Raw genomic sequence first — 19,392 nt, 5'->3', positions numbered from 1 at the left:
GTACCGTTGACCTGGATTCAGCCACGGACATCAACAGTCGACATCTTGGGGAGTGGAAAATGACCGACCTCGCCGCAAAGGCCAGCGAGCTGCTCCGGCTCCATCACACCGGCGAAACGCTGGTACTGCCGACCGTCTGGGATGCCTGGTCGGCTCGTGCAGTCGTCGAGGCCGGTTTCCCGGCGCTGAGCATCGGCAGTCACCCACTCGCCAACTCCCGCGGTCAGGAGGACAACGAGGGTATGACGCTGGCGGACGCGCTCGACGGGGTCAGCCGCATCACGGCCGCGGTCGACGTACCGGTGACCGCTGATGTGGAGTCGGGGTACGACACCCCGGCGGCCGAGCTGGTCGAGCGGGTGCTGGAGGCCGGTGCCGTCGGCATCAATGTCGAGGACACGGTCCACAGTGAGGGCCGGTTGCGGGACGTACAGGAGCACGCCGACTACATCGGCGCTCTACGGGCAGCGGCCGACCAGGCCGGTGTCGAGTTGGTCATCAACGCACGCACCGACGCGTTCTTGGGCAAGGTAGCCAGGTTCGACGACCCGCTGGCCGAAGCGGTACGCCGATCACAGGCGTGCGAGGCCGCGGGCGCGCGCTGCGTTTATCCCGTGAAGATCCCGGATGCCAAGAGCCTCGATGTTCTGTTGGCGGAGCTGTCCGGTCCGCTCAATGTGACAGCTCACCCGGTCGATGGGGCGCCGTCGGGGTCGTTCGAGGACCTGAAGGAGGCCGGGGTCCAGCGGATCACCTTCGGCCCGCTGCTGCAGGTTGCGCTGACCAAGAAGATCGCTGAGCTGGTCAAGCCCTGGCGCTGACTGTGGGTGGTAAACCTCGAGGACAAGAGAGTGGGCCGGCCTTCCCCCTTGGAAGGCCGGCCCACACTTGGGTGGGTCAGTAGGTGATTGCGGCGACGACCTTGTTGGGGTCGACGAGGAACGGGGCTACGGCCTTGAGGACGTCGGCTTTGGCGATGCCCTTTTCGAAGGGGCCTTGGTAGACGCCGCCTTCGGCTTTGAGGCCGAGCAGGTTGCCGACGACGGCGGCGTGGCGGGCTTCGACGCCGAAGATGCCGGCCGCGGCTTGGAGGATCATCTTGTCCTTCACGAAACCGGCTGCGCCGAGGTAGGCGCCGACGCCCTTGTTCTCGAAGATGTGGGCGGTGGTCAGGTAGGACTTGCGGGTCTCGAAGGCGCCGCCGAAGTCGACGGCGGGCGCACCGACCGGTGAACCGCCGAGTTTCTGGATCGTCGCGGTCAGGGTCGCCACGTGGGAGGCCTCGTCGGCGCCGATCTGCATTAGGTACTGCTTCTCTTTGCCGGAGACGAGATTCGCCTTGTTGCCCTGGCGGTAGAACTCGGCCTCGAGGTACTCCAGCGTGAGGGCGTAGTTGAGTACGTCGATGTCGCTGCCGAAGTCCTTCGCACTGGCCAGGTGGAAGCCGTTGTTCAGGGCACCCAGCGCAACCGACGACGGTACTGCGGAGGCGTTGCCATGGATCAGGTCACGAGTCGTGTCAGTCATCAGTGCTGCTCCTCTACTTCGCGATGAACGGCATGGCGGCCTGCAGGACCGGCCCCATCGCCAGGTGGGCCTCGATCGGCGCCGGGAACGGGTTGCCACCGGTGAGCTGGGCGATGATCGCGGCGTGCCGTGACTCGACGCCCGCGATGGATGCCGCGGCCCCGAGCAGTTCGGGGTTCTTCACCAGCGGTACCTGCCCGTGGTACGCCTTCACGCCGAGTTCCTCGAAGACACCCGCGGTCTTCAGGAACGACGCGCGGTTGGCGAAAGTACCGGCCGGGAACTTCACCTTCGGCTGCGCGACCGGCTTGCCACCGAGCTGCACGATCGTGGAGCGGACCACGGCGACGTGGTCGGCCTCGTGCTGCTGGATCGGATCGACCAGCTCCAGCTCGCGGCCCTTCAGCACCTTCGCCTTCAGCCCTGCGGTGTAGAACGCGGACTCCAGGTACTCCAGTGTCAGCGCGTAGTTGAGGATGTCCAGATCGCTCGCGTTCGCATCGTTCGCGGCGAACCCGCGATCCGCGGTACCGAACGCGACCGGGTCACCCGCCCGAGTTGCGACGTAGGTGACTCCGACGCCGATCAGTGCGGCGTTGCGCAGGAAGCTGCGGCGGCTGTGCTCGTCGGCGAACTCGAGGACCGGACGGCCCCCGAAGATAGCTTTGATACCCATGACTCTCCTTGAGTTGACACTCAGGCAGCGCGCGCCTGGACGACGATGCGCTGGAAATGAGCGGTGATGGGATTGCAGGCGAACAGGGTGATCACCCGGTCGCCTCGATCGGCCGGCTGCCGCAGCACGAACTTCACGTACTCGGCCTGCGGCACGATCGTGGTCTTGAAGACCTTGTACGTCGTACTTTTCGCCCCGACCGTCACGGTGATCGGGTCACCGGGCCGGAGCCGGTCGAGGTACAGGAAGGGCTTCTCGTTCGTACTGCGATGGCCGCTGATCACGCTGTTGCCAGGCCCGCCCGGCAACGGCGTACCGGGCCAGTGCCCGACACCATGGACAAGCGCGGCCTCGTCGACCCCGTTGTTCAGTGGCTGATCCACAGCCAGCTTCGGAATCGCCAACCGCCCAAGGCGCAATTGCTCGCCGGGCTTGGCTTTGATCGCCTCGATCGGCACACCGGCGGCCGGATTGCCTTCACCCGGAGCGAACTGCGACTCGACCGGCTTGCCCTCGCGAATCTGGTCCAGCATCCGATTCACCAACGCATCGGGCTCAGCAGCCGTGGCCTTGGCCGATGGAGTACTCGCGACACCCGGGGAATCACCAGCGGCGACTTGCTTGCTGTCGGGGCCGAAGACAACGACTCCGACAGCGATCAGCGCCACGAAGCCAGTACTTGCCGCCAGCCATCGATAGACCGGTTTCCAAGCTCTCATACCGCCGACCATCTCCCTCACGAGGTGGATCATCGGCAGGACTTCGGAGGCGGGCGATCCACGGATAGGTGACGCGGCAATAAAACTTCGGGCGGCGGCCACCGATCCGGTGCGAGGCCCGGCGACGAACCTCCTGTTATGAGCCAAGGAAACGGAGACGTCATGCTGACACTTCTCGGAATGCCTCAGGGCGCGGAGTGGCTCGTCATTCTCGCGATCGTGGTGCTGCTGTTCGGGTCGGCCAAGCTGCCGGCGCTGGTGAAGCAGCTCGGCAAGTCGAAGAAGATCTGGGAAGAAGAGGTCACGTCGCACAAGAAGACGCCGGACGCCGAACTCCCCGCTGATATTCCAGAACACCGGAACTAAGAGCGGTGGCTCTCGACCAGCTCGACTCCGTGGAGGAGACCGGTGACGGTCGGATGAGCCTGCGCGGGCACATCACGGAGCTGCGCAACCGGCTGCTCATCGGCGTGCTCGCGATCGTGGTCTGTACCGTTGCAGCCTGGTTCGTCTACGACGAGGCGTTCAAGCTGTTGACCGCGCCGTTCCAGGAGAGCGTTCGGCAGCTGGGCCCCAAGAGGGGTGACACGACTCCGATTCTGACGCTGCCGGGCGTTGGGGACGCACTGACTCTCCGGATCAAGGTTTCGGCGCTGATCGGTGTCGTTCTGGCCGGACCGATCTGGCTCTATCAGTTGTGGGCGTTCATCGCGCCCGGGCTGCACCGCAGCGAGAAGAAGTGGGCGATGCTGTTCGCCTCGATCGCCACACCGTTGTTCGCCGGCGGTATGGCGGTGGCCTACTGGACGCTGCCGAAGGGCATCGCGATCCTGATCAGCTTCACCCCGGACGCGGTCCAGAACCTGATCGAGATCCCGCATTATCTGGACTTCGTGATCCGGACGATGCTGGTCTTCGGGATCGCGTTCCTGATCCCGCTGGTCGTCGTCCTGCTGAACATGCTCGGCCTGGTGCCCGCCTCGGCGCTGAGCAGGTTTCGCCCCTACATCATCCTGGTGATCTTCGTCTTCGCCGCCGTCGCGACGCCGTCGGGTGACCCGTTCACGATGTGCCTGCTGGCGATCCCGATGTGTCTGCTGTTCTTCATCGCCGAGGTGATCTGCCGGATCAACGACAAACGCCGCAGCCGCGCAGCCTTGGAGGTCTGACCGTGTTGGACGATACGCGGTACGACCACGAAGCAACCTGAACTTGTTCCACGTGATAGGAATCAGCCACCGCCTACCGTCGATCGACGAGCAGGAAGGCTGAATCGTGAACCAACCCATCGGTCTGCCCTGGCCGGGGGACGGCGAGCTTCCGCCGTCGCTGGACGGCGCCCTGATGGCTCGTGTCGCCGGCGGGGACACTCAGGCGTACAGCGCGTTGTTCGACCTGTTGTCGCCGCGGATCTTCGGACTCGTACGCCGGGTGCTGCGGAACCCGGCACAGTCGGAGGAAGTGACGCAGGAGGTCATGGTCGAGATCTGGCGTACCGCGGCGCGCTACGACGCTTCCCGTGGCTCGGTGAGCGCTTGGGCGCTGACCATGGCGCATCGGCGGGCGATCGACCGGGTTCGGTCCGAGCAGTCCGCCAGCGATCGTGATCATGTGGTTGGGATGCGGTCTGCCGAGATCGACTTCGACCAGGTGACGGACGCGGTCGTGAACAACCTCGAGGCCGAGCAGGTTCGGCGTTGTCTGGGGTCGTTGACCGATTTGCAGCGGGAGTCGATCACGCTGGCCTACTACCAGGGATATACCTACACCGAGGTCGCCACGTTGCTGGAGGCGAAGGTGCCGACGGTCAAGGCGAGGATGCGCGACGGTCTGGTACGGCTGCGCGACTGCCTCGGCATCGCGGGGGAGTGATCACCATGAACGAAGACATCCACACGCTGGCCGGCCCGTACGCGCTCGATGCGCTGGACGAGGACGAGCGGATCCTGTTCGAGCAGCATCTGCCGCACTGCACGGTTTGTGCCGCGGAGGTGGCGGAGTTCCGTGAGACCGCGGCCAAGCTGAGCACTGACGTCGCCATGGCGCCTCCACGGGGTATGAAGGATGCGCTGATGGCCTCGATCGCGCAGGTCGAGCAGTTGCCAGCGGTGCCCGAGGCTGCGGAGCCCGTGAATCGCGCTGTTCCTCAGCCGGTCGTGGCTCGTCGGACCGTTGGCCGACGTTCTCTGCTGGCGCTCGCGGCGGCCCTGGTGATCGTTGCAGGTGCAGGCGGGATCGCTGTCGATCAGTACCGGAAGAATTCGTCGACCCAGCGCGCCACCGAGCAGATCGCGGCGGTCCTGGCCCAACCCGACGCGCAGACGCTGCACGGCTCTTTGGCCGGTGGCGGTGAGGCAACCATGGTCGCCTCCAGCCGTGGGGACGCAGCCGTGGTGGTGCTCAGTAGTCTGCCCGCCTTGCCGTCGGAGAAGACGTACCAACTCTGGCTCATCGACAAGTCGAAGGCTGCTCACTCGATCGGACTCGCCGAGGCGTCCTCCTCCAGCCAGACCAAAATCCTGGCCGGCGGCGTGACCGGCAAGGTCGCCTTCGGCATCACCGTCGAACCCAAAGGTGGCTCGCGGCAGCCGACGATGCCCGCCGCGGTCATCATCCCCATAGCCACCTGAGCAGGCCAACCGATCGTCTTGTCCGGTGGAAGCAGTGTGAAGAAAGTTTTGTGACCGACCCATCCAGCCTTGGGGTGGTGCCGAATCAATGATGTCAGCTGCGAGTGGCTGACTCGGTTACCCCACTCAAGGAGAAGGATCGTCATGTCCCACACCATCAAGCGTGTAGCCCTCGCGGCCTCTGCAGTTTCGTTGCTTTTCGCAACTGTTGCCTGCGGCAGCGATGACAACAAGTCGAGCAGCAGCCCGTCGACCAGCACCTCGACCTCGACCTCGACCTCGGTCGACACCCCGTCCGCAACGCCGTCGGTCGACAACGCCGCTGGTCTGGTCGGCCCCGGCTGCGCCGACTACGCGAAGGCGAACCCGACCGGTGCCGGTTCGGTCGACGGTATGGCCGCCGCGCCGGTCGCGACGGCTGCCTCGGGCAACCCGCTGCTCAAGACGCTCGTGGCGTCGGTGTCGGGCAAGCTGAACCCGAAGGTCGACCTGGTCTCCACGCTCAACGGCGGCGAGTTCACCGTGTTCGCGCCGGTTGACTCCGCGTTCGCGAAGATCCCGGCCGCGACGATCACCACGCTGAAGACCAACTCCGCGCTGCTGACTAAGATCCTGACCTACCACGTCGTCGCGGGTCAGCTCGACCCGGCCGCGGTCGTCGGCAAGCACGCCACGGTCGAGAAGGGCTCGCTGACCGTCACCGGTTCGGGCAACAACCTGATGGTCAACAACGCCAAGGTCATCTGCGGCGGCGTGAAGACCGCCAACGCGACCGTGTACCTGATCGACACCGTTCTGATGCCGCCGGCGGCCTGACGATCCCGTCGATCCGGCATCACCGGGTCGCGATGTCACCAGGCCAGGACACCAGATCACGGTGACACCGACCCAGCAGTAGCGGTGGTGCCTCCCAACTCCAGGGAGGCACCACCGTCCGCTCTACGCCCCGCCCCGAACCACAGACGAGGACGCGAGACGGCCTGATCCATTCACCAGTCTGAGCCAGGGAAAGCGACACCACGTGACAACACCAGACGTCCATGCCTTGACCGGTCCCTACGTCCTGGACGCGGTATCAGACGACGAGCGAGCCGACTTCGAACACCACCTCGCCACCTGCGCCGACTGCAGTACCGACGTGAGCGACCTCCGCGAGTCCGTCACCAAACTCAGCGTCTACGTCGCCACACCGCCTCCGACCAGCCTCAAGTCGAAGGTGATGAGCTCGATACTGGAGAGTCGGCAACTTTCACCCCTGGGCCGTTTCGCGCCCACCGCATCGCGGAAAGCGGGCCCTCCGAGGTTCGCTCGGCGTTCACTTGTCCTGGCAGCAGCCTTTCTGGCGATCGCGGGCGTCGGAGTCGCTGCACTGGATCAGTACCGCGAGAACACAGCAACGGCGGCTGTCAGCGCCCGGGCCACCACGATCCTGACCCAGCCGGACGCCCGGACCATTCACGGCACCGTCACCGGCGGCGGGCAGGCCACCGTCGTGCTGTCCAGCCGGCAGGACGCCGCGGTCGTCCTCGTTCGCGATCTGTTGCCCCTATCAGGACACAAGACGTATCAGATGTGGCTCGTCGACGCCGAGCAGAACGCGCGCTCGGTCGGGCTGATCGGCGACGACCCGCTCCGCCCAACTGTCGTCACGGGCGGCTTGTCCGGCCAGGTCGCCTTTGCCGTCACGATCGAGCCTGACGGTGGCTCCGCGACCCCCACCCTCCCGCCGGGCGGCCTCGACCCAGTCGTTCCGCTGAATGCAGCAACCGCCTGACGCAGTCCGCGAAATCCAGCCGCCCACGCGTCGACGCCGAGCCCGGTGAGGTCGGCGACAGGAGGCGGTGTCGATCTCCGCATCGGTCAGCTCATTGCGGTGCCTCCTGAGCTCCCGGGCGGTGGCGCGAGTTGGCCTCGAGCGAGGAGATCGCCGCGGAGAGGTCTTCTGCCCAGGCTGCGATGAGTTTCCAGTCCCTGGCGTCGCCGCTCAGTTCGGTGCGGGCCATTCGGCGGGCGATGAGCCCTTTGGAATGCTCCGGTACGAGCCGGCCGGCGAAGGTCATGGCAGGGGTCGCGCCGATCCGGTGGGCCAGCCGGTTCACGTTGGGCGGCATCGGCTGAAGGTCGTCGCGCTTGGGTCCGACCGGACCGCTGTGGAACAACCAGACCTGCCGCTGGCGCAACGCCTCGGCGTACTTGCGAAGGAAGCCGACAGCCTCGCGCCGCCAGCGCCGCAGGTAGACCGCACTCCCCAGCACCACGGCGTCGTAACTGTCGATCGACTGAACCTGCCGCACCTCGCAGACGTCGACCTGATGACCGTGCGCACGGAGTTCGGCCCCGATCGCCTCGGCGATCTCAGCGGTCGCGCCCATCTTGGTGGCGTAGGCCACCAGAACCTTTGCGGACATCGGCGTTCTCCTTCCGGTGGCTTCATCACACGCCTCGGACCGGGATGCAGGCAGGGCCGAAGGTCCCTTTGGCAGTAGGTCGGTGGGGCGGTCCCGAGAGGTGATGACTTTCGGCCCTGACCGGACGGCGGACGGTTGTCCTGGAATAGACGCAACGACTGCGAACCGAGGAGACAACGAGATGACCGTCAGAGTAGGAATCAATGGGTTCGGCCGGATCGGGCGGGACTTCCTGCGCGGCGCGCTGGAGCGTGGCACCGAGGCGATCGAGGTGGTGGCGATCAACGACATCACCGATACCGCGACACTGGCGAATCTGCTGCAGTACGACTCGACGTTCGGACCGTTGCGCGAACGCGTCGGGCATACCGAAGACTCGATCACGGTCGGCGGCAAGGCGATCAAGGTGACGGCCGAGCGTGATCCGGCGGCCCTGGACTGGCGGTCGGCCGGCGTCGACATCGTGATCGAGTCGACCGGCAGGTTCCGTACCCGTGAGGCGGCGGCAGTGCACCTGGCCGGTGGTGCTCGCAAGGTACTGCTGTCCTCGCCCGGCAAGGGCGTCGACGCCACGATCGTGCTGGGTGTGAACGAGGAGATCTACGATCCCGCGACCCACGACATCATTTCGAATGCTTCCTGTACGACGAACTGTGTCGCGCCGATGGTCTCGGTCCTGCACCGGGCGTTCGGTGTCCGGCACGGTCTGATGACCACGATCCACAGCTACACCAATGATCAGGTGATCCTGGATTCGCCGCACAAGGACCTGCGGCGCGGCCGCTCCGGCGCGGTCAACATGATCCCGACCAGCACCGGCGCTGCCAAGGCTGTCGGTCTGGTGATCCCGGAGTTGGCGGGCAAGATCGACGGTATCTCGGTCCGGGTTCCGCTCGAGGACGGCTCGCTCACCGACCTGGTGGTCCAGCTCGCCGACGAGGTGTCGGTCGAGCAGGTCAACCAGGTTTTCGCCGACGCGGCGTCGGGCTATCTGAAGGGTTTGCTGCGGTACAACGAGGACCCGATCGTGTCGCACGACATCGTCGGCGAACCGGCTTCCTGCATCTTCGATGCGCCGCTGACCCAGGCCAACGGAAGCATCGTCAAGGTGTTCGGCTGGTACGACAACGAATGGGGCTACACCAGCCGGCTGCTGGACCTGACCGAACTGGTCGCCCGGACTCTCTGATCGCGGCGGACCGGCCGACGGGCCTTCTGCCCGGCCGGGTCGGGCCCAACGGCCCTGACCCGGCCCCGCGGCCGGTCATAGCGTCGAGGTGAGAGAGAGGACCTGTCGATGAAGCGTCTGCTGATCCTGGGAGCAGGAACGGCGGGAACGATGACCGCCAACAAGTTGCGCCGCAAGTTGTCGCTGAGCGAGTGGCAGATCACGGTGGTCGATCGCGACAATGTCCACGTCTACCAGCCCGGCCTGCTGTTTGTCCCCTTCGGCCGGTACCGGCGCGCGGAGCTGACCAAGTCCCGCCGGCAGTTCCTGCACAGGGGCATCGTCTTTCTGACCGGCGAGATCGACCGCGTCGACGCCACCGCGAAGACGGTGCGGCTGGCCGACGAGCGGGTGCTCGCCTACGACTACCTGATCGTTGCCACCGGCACCAGTCCGCGGCCCGAGGAAACGCCGGGCATGCTCGGACCGCAGTGGCGCGAGAGCATCTTCGACTTCTACACCCCGGAAGGTTCGGCGGCGCTAGCGGCCGCATTGCCGGAGTTCACCGGTGGCCGGTTCGTCGTCCACATCGTCGACCAGCCGATCAAGTGCCCGGTCGCGCCGCTGGAGTTCGCGTTCCTGGCCGAGGCCTACTTCCGGTCCCGCGGGATGCGTGACCAGGTCGAGATCGTCTACGTCACCCCGTCGCCGGGCGCCTTCACCAAACCGGTCGCCTCGGCCCGGCTGAGCAGCATGCTGGACGAGCGGAAGATCGCCGTCGAGCCCGACTTCCTGGTCGAGCGGATCGATGCCGGGCGCAAGGTTCTGGTGTCGTACGACGAGCGGGAGATCGACTTCGACCTGCTCGTCACGGTCCCGCTGAACAGGGGCGCCGACTTCGTCGCCCGCTCCGGTCTGGGCGACGAGCTCAACTACCTCCCGGTCGACAAGCACACCTTCCAGTCCACCGCCCACCCCGACATCTTCGTGCTCGGTGACGCGAACGACCTGCCGATCTCCAAGGCGGGATCGGTGGCGCACTTCTCGGCCGACGTCTTCGCCGGGAACTTCTGCGAGTACGTCGAGGGCCGGCCGATGACCGGAAGCTTCGACGGGCACGCGAACTGCTTCGTCGAGTCCGGCGATGGCAAGGGGCTGCTGATCGACTTCAACTACGACACCGAGCCGCTGCCCGGGACGTACCCGCTGCAGGTGTTCGGACCGCTCAGCCTGCTGAAGGAGAGCTCGCGCACCCACTGGGGAAAGCTCGCGTTCCGCTGGATCTACTGGCACCTGCTGCTGCCAGGTCGCCGGCTGCCGGTCCCGACCCGGATGTCGATGCGCGGCAAACACCAACCAGGCAAGGAGATCTGACCAGGCGGCCGAGGAAACCAAGGCTTACCCGGTCGCGGAGTGCGTGCACGGCGGCCGGTACTGCGAACGCCAGCGCCGGCAGGCACCACAGCCAGAAGCCCCAGCCGAACAGCATCAGGGCCAAGTGGAAGGCGATGACGCCGAGGTAGCCCAGCCGAGGCTCGATCAGCAGTAGGGCGGTGAGCAGGAACTCGCCGATGGACAGCATCAGCGCCCAGGCCCTCGGGTCGGCCATGAAGATGTTCTGCCAGCCGTGGTTGACCCAGTCGAAGAGCGCGCCGTCGGCGAACGGCCGATAGCCCTCAGGATCGAAGAGCGCGAGACCGAAGTGGATGAAACCGCCGAGGAAGAACAGCAGCAGGAAGCCGCGGGAGATGGCGTCCCAGGCCAGCGACGGGTCGGTCTGACGCGTTCGGTGCGAAGTCGTGGTCACCTGGATCAACCTCCGATCATGCCGGTGGGGACGACCGCGACCGGGCAGGTCGCGTGGTGAAGGACGGTCTGGCAGACGGAGCCCAGCTGCATCCCGGTGAACCCGCCGAGACCGCGCGCGCCGATCACGATCAGCCGGGCCGCGGAGGCCAGCTGAAGAATCTCGTGGGCGGGCCGGCCGTGGATCTGGACCAGCTCGACGGTCTGGGTGCCGACGCGGTGGCGGACGTCGGCCTCGTGCCGCTGTGCCGCGACGACCTTCACGCTGAGGTGGTGTCGTTGGGCGTGTTCGAGTCCGAAGGCGAGCGCGAGCGATGAGCCCGGCGAGCTGTCGTACCCGATCAGCACGTGGTCGCCGGAGCTGGCACCGGCTCGGACGACGACAACGGGGCGGTAGGCGTTGGCGGTCAGTTGCGTCCTGGTCGAGCCCACGGCGGCGCTGACTGCGGGGTCGAGTCCGCGGCTGCCGATCACCAGGACGTCGGCGTCTCGCGAGGCTTCCCGGAGTACGAGGTCGGGGGATCCGTCCACGTGGCAGCCTTCGACCTCGGTGGTCGGCTCGAGCTTGCGCGCGAGGTCGACCGACGCCTCGACGACCTGGTCGGCGCCGGCCCGGAATCCGGGCGGCAGCTCACCAGCCAGGAGAGGGCGAGGGAACCCCGGCCAGGTGAACGCGTGCACCAGCAACAGCCCGGTACGCCGCGCTGCCGCGTCCGCCGCGGCCCACCTGACCGCTTCCTCGGTGGCCGCTGAGCCGTCGATGCCCGCTACCACTCCTGACCTTGTCATCGGGACCTCCTCAGTCTCACCTCCACCGTGCGCCGCCCGATTCAGCTGACGAAGGGGCGAAAGTCCTGATCGCTTCGGCCTTGTGGCAGCTCCAGCCCGTCGGCCGTGCTGAGCGCTGTCCGCAGACGTCGGACGAAGCGGGCGGCGGGGGCGCCGTCGACGACGTCGTGGTCGACGCTGACGGTCAGTTGCAGGCATTCACGCTCCACCAGTTGCCCGTCGACGAGCGCCGGCCGGAGCGTGATGCCGCCGATGACGATGCTGAGCGAGTGGAGCTGGAAGGCGATTCCCCAGCCGCCGCCACCGGCGAACATCCCGACAGCGGTGACGCCGACAGTTCCGGCGATCGCCCGTTGACGGTTGGGAAGGCGGTGCAGGCCGCCGAGCAGTCCGGTGCGTAGTACGGCGGGGATGAGGAGGTAGGCACGAGCCCAGTTCGACTTGCGGACCGTCGGGCTGAGGGATGGATCGGCCTGCACGGCACGGATCTCGTCGTGGAGTTCGCGCACACTGCGGCGGCCGGCATCGCGTAGTACGTGGGTGAAGGCGAACGGGACGCCGTCCAGGTCGACCTCGACCGGCATGCCGACGTCGACCTCGGTGAAGATCACTTCGCGGCCGCGGAGGTCTCGGTAGGCCTGCACGGACGGCTCCGCGGCGACGGCGTGGGCGATGCAGCCGATCACGAAGGCGGTGAAAGACAGGTCCTCACCGGTCTCCCGCCGATGCGTTCGCAGCGCCTCCCTGGCCAGGGTGACGTCGACCTCGAAGAGCCCGTGGATCGAATGCCGACGCCGGGACGCCCGGCCCGCATCGACAACCAGCCGGCGCACCCAGGGCACCTTGACGACCCGGGCCGGATGGCGTTTCACGGGGTGCCCGCGCGGCGGGAGAGGGTGGCCATGTGGATCAGCCGCCGAGAGTGCCGGCCGGGATGACCGCTACCGGGCACAGAGCGTGGTGCAGGACGGTCTGGCTGACCGAGCCGATCAACATGCCGGCGAAGCCACCGCGGCCGCGGGAGCCGAGGACGATCAGACGGGCGTCCGCGGACAGCCGCAGAAGCTGCTCGGCAGGATGGCCAGTGACCTCGACGAGCTCCAGTTCCGTGCCGTCCGGGCGGCCACGGACCTCGGCCTCCAGATCATGGTGATCGACCTGGCCGTCTTCGCGGTAGAGCGGTCTGGTGGCGACCACCCGGACGTGCAGGCCGTGCCGGCGGGCGTAGTCCAGGCCGAAGTCGAGGGCGAGCGACGACGCCGGCGAGCCGTCGTACCCGACCATTACGTGATCACCGGCGTCGACGGACTGGTCCGGACGGACGATCACCACTGGGCAGTGTGCGTTGGCTGCGAGGTCGAGACCGGTCGACCCGACCAGGGCTCCCAGCGTCACGCTGAGTCCCCGGCTGCCGATTACGAGAAGCTCGGCGTACTTGGACTCCTTGAGCAGGATGGGTGCGGGGAAGCCGTCGTGCCGGGTGCCCTCGATCTCCACTTCCGGCTCGAGCTTGCGGGCGAGCTGGACCGCCTCCTCGACCACCTTGTCGGCGCCGGCCGCCAGCCCCGGGGCGAGGTCGCTCGGTCCGACCGGAGCCTTGAACTCGGGCCAGACGAAGGCATGCACCAGCCGCAGGGACGCACGGCGTGACGCAGCCTCGTCGGCGGCCCACCTGATCGCCGTCTCGGCAGCGGTGGATCCGTCGACGCCTGCCACCACGACGCGTTCTCTGGTCATTGCGATCTCCTCCTCTGTTCCAGTGATGTCAGCGGACAACTGCGATCGGGCAGGGCGCGTAGCCGACGACGACAGGCTGGTTCTGAGCGGTCATGACGGAGTTCCTTCCTGCACGGGCCGGCTGCGTCGGATGTCTTGAGCCTGGTCGATCGAGGCGTGCCGGGGCAGGGCCGAAGGTCCATCCGGCAGGGGCCGCAAGTCTGCGGCTGGGCCTATGGGTAGCTGGATCTGGGCCGTTCGGCCCTACGCCAGCCGGGCCGTGACGCAGATGCTCGAACAATGACCGTCGAAGAGATGCCGCCGCTGACCAGCGACCCACGGGAGCCCGCTGACCGGCTACTTCGGGATCTGAGATCCCGCGCTGACGGTCTGTCGGATCGCGAAGCCGCACGCAGGCTGGAGGTGCACGGCCCGAACGAGCTGACCCGCAAGGGCGGCCGGACCTGGCCTGGGCAGTTGCTGAAGCAGTTCACGCATCCGCTGGCGCTGCTGTTGTGGCTGGCCGCCGCGCTCGCAGCGGTCTCCGGTACTACGGTCCTGGCCGTCGCCATCGTCGCGGTGATCATGCTGAACGCGGCGCTGGCCTTCGTCCAGGAGCAGCAAGCCGAGCGAGCCGTCGAAGCGCTCGCCGCCTACCTCCCCGCCAAGGCGTCGGTACTACGTGACGGCGTGCGGAAGTCGGTCGAGGCACGGACCCTGGTGCCTGGCGACGTCCTGCTGATCGCGGAGGGCGACCGGGTGTCGGCCGACGCCCGGCTGCTCGACGGGGGAGTCGAGGTGGACCTGTCGACGCTCAACGGCGAGTCGTTGCCGGCGTACCGGTCTGCTGATGCTGTCGATGTCGCGGGCTCGCTGCTGGATGCACCGGACCTGGTCTTCAGCGGTACCAACTGCACCGGGGGAGATGCGAAGGCCGTTGTGTTCGCGACCGGGATGCGGACCGAGCTCGGGCGGATCGCCGCCTTGTCCCAGCGGGTCGAGCAGGACGAGAGCCCGCTGGAACGGCAGATCAAACGAGTCGCCTGGCTGATCGCCGGCGTCGCCGTCGGGGCCGGGCTGCTGTTCTTGCTGATCGGGGTCTTCGTGGCCGGTCTGCCGCTGCCCGACGCGGTGAACTTCGGGATCGGGCTGCTCGTCGCCAACGTACCGGAGGGCCTGCTGCCGACCATCACGCTGGCCCTGGCGGTCGGCGTACGGGTGCTGGCGCGGGGCGGTGCGGTGGTGAAACGGCTGTCGGCGGTCGAGACGCTGGGCTCGACGACGGTGATCTGCACCGACAAGACCGGCACCCTGACGCAGAACCGGATGCAGGTCACGGACATCTGGACGCCGGCCGGTCTCATCTCCGCCGAGCCCGATGGACCGATCGCCCGGTCACTCGCCACCGCCCTCGCGGCGTGCAGCAACGCGACCGTCGATCCGGCACATCCCGCCGAGTCGACGGGCGACCCGACCGAGATCGCGCTCCTGATGGCGGCGGCCGGGATCGGGGCGGACGTGGCGACCGATCGCCGGATCGCCAACCGAGTCCGGCAGTTCCACTTCGACCCGAACCTGCGGCGGATGTCGACGATCGACCGGACCGGCGACGGTGGGCTGGAGGTCAACACCAAGGGCGCTCCGGAGGAGGTACTCGCGCAGTCGACCAGAATCGTCGAGCCGGACGGCTCCGTCCGTGGACTGACTGCCGAGGATCGGATGCGGTTGACCGACATCTTCTCCGGGTACGCCGCGCAGGGGCTGCGAGTGATCGGTGTGGCGCACCGCGAGCTAGGGCCGACGCCGGCGGAGCGCCGTGAGGAGGCCGAGCGGGACCTGGTCTTCCTGGGACTGCTGGCGATGTTCGACCCGCCCCGGCCCGAGGTCGCCGACGCGGTGACGCGCTGCCACTCGGCCGGGATCCGGCTGCTGGTTGTCACCGGTGACAACGGGCTGACCGCCGCGGAGATCGCCAGGCGGGTGGGGATCGGGCGGGCCGGCGCCCAGGTGATCACCGGGACGGAACTGGAGTCGATGAGCGAGGCCCAGTTGGACTCGCTGCTCGCCGAGGGGCAGGAGGTGATCTTCGCGCGGAGTTCTCCCGAGGCGAAGCTGCGGATCGCGGATGCCCTGCGAGCGCAGGGACACGTGGTCGCGATGACGGGTGACGGCGTCAACGACGCACCGGCCCTGCGCCGGGCCGACATCGGAGTTGCGATGGGCCTGGCCGGTACCGATGTGGCCCGGGAGGCCGCGACGATGGTGCTGACCGACGACAACTTCGCCAGCATCGTGACCGCGGTCGAGGCCGGGCGGCGGGTCTACGACAACGTCCGCAAGTTCATCGTCTACATCTTCGCGCACGCGATGCCCGAGATGATCCCGTTCCTGGTCTTCGCCTTGTCCGGCGGCCGGGTACCACTGCCGCTGACCGTCCTGCAGATCCTCGCCATCGACCTCGGCACCGAGACCTTGCCCGCACTGGCCCTGGGACGTGAACCGGCCGAGCCCGGCTTGATGGACCGCCGCCCTCGGAAACGAGGCGCCAATGTGATCGACGCCCAGATGCTCGGCCGGGCGTGGGGCCTGCTCGGTGGAGTGTCGGCGGTACTGGTCCTCGGCGTCTTCTTCTGGACCTTGCTGGCCGGCGGGTGGCACCCGGGTGACCCGACCGGCGCCGGCACGTCCCTGCATCACCTCTGGGTCCAGGCCACCACGATGACCTTCCTCGGCATCGTCGCCTGCCAGCTCGGCACCGCCTTCGCGGCACGCACCCAGTACGCGTCCCTCCGCTCGATCGGTGCCTTCAGCAACCGCCTGCTCCTGTGGGGCATCGCCTTCGAGCTCGCCTTCGCCGCCGCGGTCGTCACGATCCCAGCCCTGCAGAACATCTTCGGTACGACCCTGCCGCCGGCGCCGCAGCTCGCAGTACTGGCCACCTTCCCCGTCATCGTCTGGTCCGCCGACGAACTCTGGCGCCTGCGTCTCCGCAACAGACTCTCTCGAGGTGACGACGACCAGCGTGGGGGAGTGCCCCAGCAGCAGAGCTCGGGTCTGACCGTAGGAACGAGGCAGGACCGGGAGACAGGGTCCAAGGTCCACAGGGATTGAGTCCCTCCGGCCCTGCTCCGGCTGGCCTTGGCGAGGTGCACTGGAGGTGTCAGCGAAACCTACGACGAGGAGGACGGCCGAAGATGACATTGCCTCAGACAGGCCCGGCCGGGGGCGCCCCTGGCCGGGCGGCGGTCCCCGTCCTCACGGGGATCGGGTCCCAGCCGGCGGCCGCCGGCTGGGACGCTCTGGCTGCTGACGGATCGGTCGTTCATCTGCGACCGATCCGTCGCGACGACGAGGCTGCGCTGACAGCCATCAACCACCGGGTGTCGGACCGGTCGATCTACCTGCGGTTCTTCGGGCTGAGCCGGTTGATGGCCGACGAGCACACCCAGCATCTGGTCGGCGCGGACCCGGCGTACGGACACGTCGCGCTGGTCGCCGAGGTGGACGGTGAGGTGGGCGGGGTCGCCAGTTACGAGCCGATGCGGGCCGACGAGGCCGAGATGGCATTCCTGATCGACGACGCCCTGCATGGCCGGGGGATCGGTACCCTCCTACTGGAGCAGCTGGCCGCGGTCGCCCGCGAACGTGGGATCCGGCATCTGCACGCCGACACGCTCGCCGAGAACGCGGCGATGCTCCGGCTCTTCCTGGCCTCCGGTTTCCACGAGACCCACAAACTGGACACCGGCGTGGTGGAGTTGACTCTCGACACCGCGTACGACGCGCGCACGCTGGACCGGATGGCCGAGCGGGAGAGCGCGGCCGAGTCCCGGTCGCTGCGCCCCGTCCTGTCACCCCGCTCTGTTGCCGTGATCGGAGCAGGCCGCAAGCCCGGCGGGATCGGGCACGAAGTGCTGATGAACCTGCTCGACACCGGGTTCACGGGCGAGCTGTACGCGGTGAACCCGCACACGGACCAGATCGGCGACATCGCCACCTTCCCGTTGATCAGCGAGGTTCCGGGGCCGGTCGATCTCGCCGTGATCGCGGTACCGGCAGAGCAGGTTCCCGCTGTGGTCGAGGAATGCGGCCGGGCCGGGGTCGGTGGCGCCGTCATCCTGACCTCTGGTTTCTCGGAGCTGGGAGCCGATGGCCAGCAGGTGCAGCAGGAACTGCTCGCCCTGGCCCGCCGGCACAGCCTCCGATTGATCGGCCCGAACTGCCTCGGCATCGTCAACACCGATCCGGAGATCCGGCTGGACGCAACGTTCGCGAACGTCCGGCCCGAGCCCGGCGGCCTGGCGCTCGCCGCCCAGTCCGGCGCTGTCGGCATCGCCGTACTCGATCATGCCGGCCGGATCGGACCGGGCGTCTCCGAGTTCGTGTCACTGGGCAACAAAGTAGATGTCAGCGGCAACGATCTGCTGCTGCACTGGTGGAACGATCCGCGCACCGACGTGATCGGCCTGTACCTGGAGTCGTTCGGCAACCCGCGTAAGTTCGGTCGCCTGGCCCGGCTGGTCGGGCGGAAGAAGCCTGTCCTGGTGGTGAAGAGCGGCCGCTCGACCGGCGGTCGCCGGGCCGGTGCCTCCCACACGGCCGCGGCGGCGACACCGGACACCGCGGTCGATGCGCTGTTCGAGCAGTCCGGCGTACTACGGATGGAGACCCTGGAGGAGCTCGTCGACACAGCGCGAGTGCTCTCGGGTCGCCCACTGCCGATGGGCCGGCGGCTGGCAATCGTCGGTAATGCGGGCGGGGCCGGAGTACTGGCTGCCGACGCGGCGGCTGCGGCGGGTCTCGACGTACCGGAGTTCAGCCCGGCAACGATGAGCGAGCTGGTCGAGGTGACCGGCGCTGTCGGGACCGGCAACCCCGTGGATCTGGGCGCCGCCGCGACCCCGACGACGCTGGAGCATGCGATCAGGATCATCCTGGCCAGCGGTGAGGCGGACTCAGTCCTCGTCACCTATGCGGCGACGCGGGCCGGCGATGTCGAGGAGACGTACGCCGCGATCGCCCGGGCTGCAGCCGGCGCGACTGTGCCGGTCGTCGTCAACTGCCTCGGCGCCCCTGGCGCAGCAGCACAGATTGCGCTCGACGGCAGTGGCAAGCTGCCCGTCTACGCATTCCCCGAGACGGCGGTTCGCGCGCTCGGCCATGCAGTCAGGTACGCCGCCTGGCGCGCCCGGCCGCAAGGCGTAGTACCGGAGGTCGCGGGCGTCGACAAGGACGGCGCCCGGGCCGTCGTAAGACACTTTCTCACCAGCCATCCCACTGGTGGATGGCTAGATCCGTCGCATGCCGAACAACTGATGGTTTGTGCCGGCATCCCCGTGGTCGCGGCCCTCACCGCCGCGACCAGCGAAGCGACGCTGACGGCGGCCGACCGGGTCGGCTACCCGGTGGTCCTCAAGACCGCCGCAACCGGAATCGTGCACAAGACCGATGTGGGTGGCGTCCGGCTCGGCTTGCAGAACACGAGCGAGCTGGCGCAGGCCTACTCCGACCTGACAGCGTCCATCGGTGATCCACACGTGGTGGTCCAGGCGATGGCACCGACCGGAGTCGAACTGGTCACCGGCCTGGTCCGCGACCCGCTCTTCGGCCCGGTACTGATGATCGGCGGCGGGGGAGTACTGACAGATCTGCTGGCCGACCGCAGATGGCGTGGCCTGCCACTCACCGACCTGGACGCCACGGACATGGTGCGGTCGTTGCGTTGTGCACCTTTGCTGGCTGGCTATCGCGGCGCAGCGGGTGCGGACGAGCCCGCGGTACTAGAGGTCCTGCACCGAATCGCCTGGCTAGCCGAGGCCGTACCGGAGCTCGCCGAACTGGACATCAACCCGCTGACAGCCACTCCCACCGGTGCACTCGCCCTCGACACCAAGCTCCGGCTGACACCAGCCGGCCCAGAGCCGGACTGGTACTCCCGCCACCTCCGCTGATC

18 protein-coding genes are annotated in these 19,392 nt (G+C 67.6%); 11 read left to right on the top strand and 7 right to left on the bottom strand.

The features are described 5' to 3' along the window. Positions 1-59: 59 nt before the first annotated feature. Entirely contained in the window at positions 60-821 is a 762-nt protein-coding gene (locus tag OHA70_RS36140; protein ID WP_328325691.1) for an isocitrate lyase/PEP mutase family protein, read from the top strand. 76 nt (positions 822-897) lie between these two features. On the opposite strand, the gene OHA70_RS36135 is transcribed toward OHA70_RS36140, so the two are convergent. From OHA70_RS36135 to OHA70_RS36125, 3 genes are read right to left on the bottom strand one after another with little or no spacing between them, the layout of a single operon-like run. Next, entirely contained in the window at positions 898-1,527 is a 630-nt protein-coding gene (locus OHA70_RS36135; RefSeq protein ID WP_328325689.1) for a ferritin-like domain-containing protein, read from the bottom strand. 13 nt (positions 1,528-1,540) lie between these two features. Beyond that, on the bottom strand, positions 1,541-2,203 hold the full coding sequence (locus OHA70_RS36130) for a ferritin-like domain-containing protein (protein ID WP_328325687.1): 663 nt from the start codon (positions 2,201-2,203) through the stop codon (positions 1,541-1,543). A gap of 20 nt (positions 2,204-2,223) precedes the next feature. Next, positions 2,224-2,922 carry a class E sortase gene (locus tag OHA70_RS36125; protein WP_328325685.1) on the bottom strand — a complete coding sequence of 233 codons (699 nt, stop codon included), beginning with the start codon at positions 2,920-2,922 and terminating at the stop codon, positions 2,224-2,226. Positions 2,923-3,084: 162 nt separating this feature from the next. On the opposite strand from OHA70_RS36125, the gene OHA70_RS36120 reads away from it, so the two are divergent. From OHA70_RS36120 to OHA70_RS36095, 6 genes are all read left to right on the top strand, one after another. Further along, the gene (locus OHA70_RS36120; protein ID WP_328325683.1) at positions 3,085-3,288 is read left to right on the top strand and encodes a twin-arginine translocase TatA/TatE family subunit; all 204 of its coding nucleotides are present in this window, start codon (positions 3,085-3,087) and stop codon (positions 3,286-3,288) included. Positions 3,289-3,293: 5 nt separating this feature from the next. Beyond that, positions 3,294-4,091, top strand: coding sequence for a twin-arginine translocase subunit TatC (gene tatC / locus OHA70_RS36115; RefSeq protein WP_328325681.1), 798 nt, complete (start codon positions 3,294-3,296; stop codon positions 4,089-4,091). A 106-nt stretch (positions 4,092-4,197) separates the two neighbouring features. Further along, a complete protein-coding gene (locus OHA70_RS36110) occupies positions 4,198-4,794 on the top strand; it encodes a sigma-70 family RNA polymerase sigma factor (RefSeq protein ID WP_328325680.1) in 597 nt (198 codons plus the stop codon). 5 nt (positions 4,795-4,799) lie between these two features. Further along, positions 4,800-5,552, top strand: a complete 753-nt coding sequence (locus OHA70_RS36105) for an anti-sigma factor (RefSeq protein ID WP_328325679.1) — start codon at positions 4,800-4,802, stop codon at positions 5,550-5,552. Between the two features lie 144 nt (positions 5,553-5,696). Continuing rightward, positions 5,697-6,368, top strand: a complete 672-nt coding sequence (locus tag OHA70_RS36100; protein WP_328325678.1) for a fasciclin domain-containing protein — start codon at positions 5,697-5,699, stop codon at positions 6,366-6,368. Between the two features lie 205 nt (positions 6,369-6,573). Then, positions 6,574-7,326, top strand: a complete 753-nt coding sequence (locus OHA70_RS36095) for an anti-sigma factor (protein WP_328325677.1) — start codon at positions 6,574-6,576, stop codon at positions 7,324-7,326. A 91-nt stretch (positions 7,327-7,417) separates the two neighbouring features. Here OHA70_RS36095 and OHA70_RS36090 read toward each other — a convergent pair whose 3' ends face one another. After that, positions 7,418-7,960 (bottom strand): flavodoxin domain-containing protein, encoded by a 543-nt coding sequence (locus tag OHA70_RS36090; protein ID WP_328325676.1) that lies wholly within the window; start codon positions 7,958-7,960, stop codon positions 7,418-7,420. 181 nt (positions 7,961-8,141) lie between these two features. Between OHA70_RS36090 and gap the strand changes: the two genes are divergently transcribed. Next, positions 8,142-9,149 (top strand): type I glyceraldehyde-3-phosphate dehydrogenase, encoded by a 1,008-nt coding sequence (gene gap, locus OHA70_RS36085; RefSeq protein WP_328325675.1) that lies wholly within the window; start codon positions 8,142-8,144, stop codon positions 9,147-9,149. Positions 9,150-9,257: 108 nt separating this feature from the next. Next, positions 9,258-10,502: a type III sulfide quinone reductase, selenoprotein subtype gene (gene sqr / locus OHA70_RS36080; RefSeq protein ID WP_328325673.1), complete on the top strand. Its 1,245-nt coding sequence runs from the start codon at positions 9,258-9,260 to the stop codon at positions 10,500-10,502. 438 nt (positions 10,503-10,940) lie between these two features. On the opposite strand, the gene OHA70_RS36075 is transcribed toward sqr, so the two are convergent. The 3 genes from OHA70_RS36075 to OHA70_RS36065 all read right to left on the bottom strand — a co-directional run bounded on the left by OHA70_RS36075 (position 10,941) and on the right by OHA70_RS36065 (position 13,460). Continuing rightward, complete coding sequence (locus OHA70_RS36075; RefSeq protein WP_328325672.1) at positions 10,941-11,723, bottom strand: universal stress protein; 783 nt, start codon at positions 11,721-11,723, stop codon at positions 10,941-10,943. Positions 11,724-11,764: 41 nt separating this feature from the next. After that, positions 11,765-12,556 (bottom strand): 2-oxo acid dehydrogenase subunit E2, encoded by a 792-nt coding sequence (locus OHA70_RS36070; RefSeq protein ID WP_328325670.1) that lies wholly within the window; start codon positions 12,554-12,556, stop codon positions 11,765-11,767. A gap of 76 nt (positions 12,557-12,632) precedes the next feature. Beyond that, the gene (locus tag OHA70_RS36065; RefSeq protein WP_328325668.1) at positions 12,633-13,460 is read right to left on the bottom strand and encodes a universal stress protein; all 828 of its coding nucleotides are present in this window, start codon (positions 13,458-13,460) and stop codon (positions 12,633-12,635) included. A 279-nt stretch (positions 13,461-13,739) separates the two neighbouring features. Between OHA70_RS36065 and OHA70_RS36060 the strand changes: the two genes are divergently transcribed. Both OHA70_RS36060 and OHA70_RS36055 read left to right on the top strand, forming a co-directional pair. After that, positions 13,740-16,550 carry a cation-translocating P-type ATPase gene (locus tag OHA70_RS36060; protein WP_328325666.1) on the top strand — a complete coding sequence of 937 codons (2,811 nt, stop codon included), beginning with the start codon at positions 13,740-13,742 and terminating at the stop codon, positions 16,548-16,550. A gap of 83 nt (positions 16,551-16,633) precedes the next feature. Next, entirely contained in the window at positions 16,634-19,390 is a 2,757-nt protein-coding gene (locus OHA70_RS36055; RefSeq protein ID WP_328325664.1) for a bifunctional acetate--CoA ligase family protein/GNAT family N-acetyltransferase, read from the top strand. Positions 19,391-19,392 lie beyond the last annotated feature (2 nt).

Origin of the sequence: Kribbella sp. NBC_00382 (assembly GCF_036067295.1) — a bacterium.
GTDB lineage: Bacteria > Actinomycetota > Actinomycetes > Propionibacteriales > Kribbellaceae > Kribbella.
This window is presented reverse-complemented; position numbering and strand designations above follow the sequence as displayed.

Bases quoted from the DNA above. Each gene is read 5' to 3' on its own strand.
- OHA70_RS36130 (WP_328325687.1), bottom strand. From the start codon at position 2,203: ATGGGTATCAAAGCTATCTTCGGGGGCCGTCCGGTCCTCGAGTTCGCC.
- OHA70_RS36125 (WP_328325685.1), bottom strand. From the start codon at position 2,922: ATGAGAGCTTGGAAACCGGTCTATCGATGGCTGGCGGCAAGTACTGGC.
- OHA70_RS36120 (WP_328325683.1), top strand. From the start codon at position 3,085: ATGCTGACACTTCTCGGAATGCCTCAGGGCGCGGAGTGGCTCGTCATT.
- OHA70_RS36100 (WP_328325678.1), top strand. From the start codon at position 5,697: ATGTCCCACACCATCAAGCGTGTAGCCCTCGCGGCCTCTGCAGTTTCG.
- OHA70_RS36140 (WP_328325691.1), top strand. From the start codon at position 60: ATGACCGACCTCGCCGCAAAGGCCAGCGAGCTGCTCCGGCTCCATCAC.
- OHA70_RS36105 (WP_328325679.1), top strand. From the start codon at position 4,800: ATGAACGAAGACATCCACACGCTGGCCGGCCCGTACGCGCTCGATGCG.
- OHA70_RS36060 (WP_328325666.1), top strand. From the start codon at position 13,740: ATGACCGTCGAAGAGATGCCGCCGCTGACCAGCGACCCACGGGAGCCC.
- OHA70_RS36065 (WP_328325668.1), bottom strand. From the start codon at position 13,460: ATGACCAGAGAACGCGTCGTGGTGGCAGGCGTCGACGGATCCACCGCT.
- OHA70_RS36075 (WP_328325672.1), bottom strand. From the start codon at position 11,723: ATGACAAGGTCAGGAGTGGTAGCGGGCATCGACGGCTCAGCGGCCACC.
- sqr (WP_328325673.1), top strand. From the start codon at position 9,258: ATGAAGCGTCTGCTGATCCTGGGAGCAGGAACGGCGGGAACGATGACC.
- OHA70_RS36090 (WP_328325676.1), bottom strand. From the start codon at position 7,960: ATGTCCGCAAAGGTTCTGGTGGCCTACGCCACCAAGATGGGCGCGACC.
- OHA70_RS36135 (WP_328325689.1), bottom strand. From the start codon at position 1,527: ATGACTGACACGACTCGTGACCTGATCCATGGCAACGCCTCCGCAGTA.
- OHA70_RS36055 (WP_328325664.1), top strand. From the start codon at position 16,634: ATGACATTGCCTCAGACAGGCCCGGCCGGGGGCGCCCCTGGCCGGGCG.
- gap (WP_328325675.1), top strand. From the start codon at position 8,142: ATGACCGTCAGAGTAGGAATCAATGGGTTCGGCCGGATCGGGCGGGAC.